Raw genomic sequence first — 2,064 nt, 5'->3', positions numbered from 1 at the left:
CCGCAGCAAACACCTGCTGAGATACTAGTGCGGTAAAACCAATAAAAAAAGATGCTATCAGGGGGAAATATTTTTTCACGAAAGTCCTTCTTTCTTATTTAAGGGCAACCATGCCAGGATTGTTTGTAACGCCTTTAATGATTGGTTCATTAAGCTGGACTGCTTTCACTACTTTGACATCACGTAGATGGCGCTCAATAACATCCCAAATTGCCTCGCCGCCTGCATTTTTAGCCTCTTCGCTTACAGGAGCCCAACCCGCTACTTTGTAGGTCTTGCTTGGATCGATGTCCTTGCCATTGAGACGCATATCGCTAATGCGCTTGCCGGCAGATGCAGCCGGATCAATGGTGTATTGCATGCCGCCGACACGAACCATATCACCACCCTGCTGATAATACGGATCAGGATTAAATAGGTTATCCGCTACATCCTCAAGAATCGTCTTGATCATTTCACCGGTCATGTTCGTAACCGTGGTGTATGGATAAGTAATAGCCGTTTGATCCAATAAGTTTTCACGGGTAATTGGTTGACCTGGCAGCAAGCTAGTTCCCCAACGGAAACCTGGTGAGAATGCAATCTCCGCATTCTTCTGAGCCATGAGACCATCCAAGATCAGTTGGTCAAAGCTACCATTAAAGTTTCCACGGCGATACAAGAGACCTTCTGTTGTAGCCAATTTTTCGTTGAGCTTAGCTTCATACGGCGCTCTAATTTTTTGAATCAGCTTATTCATTGCAGGATCAGCTGGGATCATATTGGAGAAGATTGGGAAGAGTTTGTAACGGAAATCAACCGCTTTGCCGCCCTTCACATCAAAGTCCAATACGCCTAAGAATTTAGTATTCGAACCAGCATTGGTAACTAAAGTTACGCCACCAGAATTCTTGACCTTGACTGGAATTGGAACGCCATCGTGAGTATGGCCACCCATAATGGCATCTAAACCTGTAACGCGGGATGCCATTTTTAAGTCAACGTCCATACCATTATGAGAGAGCAACACAACTACTTTTGCACCCTTGGCCTTGACCTCATTAATTGTCTTCTGCAGATTTTCTTCTTGGATACCAAACGTCCAATCTGGGGTGAAGTAACGTGGGTTAGCAATTGGGGTGTACGGAAAGGCTTGGCCAATCACCGCTACCTGAATGCCATTCTGCACCTTCATGACGTAAGGATTAAATACTGAATCTCCGAAGTCTGCAGTCTTAATATTTTGGGCTACAAAGGACACCTTGCCTTTGAAGTCACCATTCACAATCTCCATAACGCGCTTCTCACCAAGAGTCATCTCCCAGTGTGGAGTCATGACGTCAACGCCTAAGAGGAGCGCTGCATCAACCATGTCCTGACCGTTAGTCCATAGAGAAGTGCCTGAGCCTTGCCAAGTATCACCACCATCTAACAAGAGTGCCCCTGGGCGACTTGCCTTGATTTGCTTGATAAGGGTTGCCATGTGAGCAAAGCCACCAACCTTGCCATAGTTTTGAGCTGCCGCTACGTAATCAAGATATGTGAATGCATGTGCATCACGTGTTCCTGGCTTAATACCATTCGCCTTTAAAAAATATTCGCCGACCAAATGAGGTGTTTTGCCTTCTTGAGCGCCAATACCAAGGTTGACATTAGGCTCACGGAAATAGATTGGCAGAAGTTGTGCGTGGCAGTCAGTGAAGTGCAGGAAATGCACATTACCAAACTTCGGCAAATCATAGAATTTTTGCGCTGTAGTCTGTGCACTAGCAAAATTGGATTGCAAGCTCATTCCACCTGCAGAGGCGATGGCTAATGCTTGCAAAAACTCACGACGATTTAAAGACATAGTATTTTCCTAAAGAAAACAGGCCTTTCGGCCTGTTTAATTTTATTACTTGTTAACAGGCGACTCTGGATCTAAGAGCAATGCCATGACATCCTGCATTTGCTTCTCATTTAAGAGTTTGAAGTGCCCGAAACGAGGCATATTGCTACAGACGTTATATGCCTTTGCGTTATTAATACGGTTCCAGGTGTACTCAACAACCTCTTTAGAGTAGCCGCGTAACTTTCCATAATTCC

At 45.0% G+C, this 2,064-nt stretch carries 1 protein-coding gene and 1 pseudogene; both read right to left on the bottom strand.

What is annotated here, in order from left to right; all coding sequences use genetic code 11:
* Window positions 1–94: 94 nt before the first annotated feature.
* Complete coding sequence (gene soxB, locus B7X71_RS15775; protein WP_293601431.1) at window positions 95–1,828, bottom strand: thiosulfohydrolase SoxB; 1,734 nt, start codon at window positions 1,826–1,828, stop codon at window positions 95–97.
* A gap of 45 nt (window positions 1,829–1,873) precedes the next feature.
* Window positions 1,874–2,064, bottom strand: a pseudogene (locus B7X71_RS15770) (sulfur oxidation c-type cytochrome SoxX); the annotation flags it as partial.

The sequence above is a fragment of the Polynucleobacter sp. 39-46-10 genome (genome assembly GCF_002282275.1).
The sequence above is the reverse complement of the archived record's forward strand: the minus strand, read 5'-3'. Positions and strand labels throughout refer to the sequence as shown.

What these genes read in the sequence shown, in the direction of transcription:
- soxB (WP_293601431.1), bottom strand. Translation starts at nt 1,828, where the DNA reads ATGTCTTTAAATCGTCGTGAGTTTTTGCAAGCATTAGCCATCGCCTCT.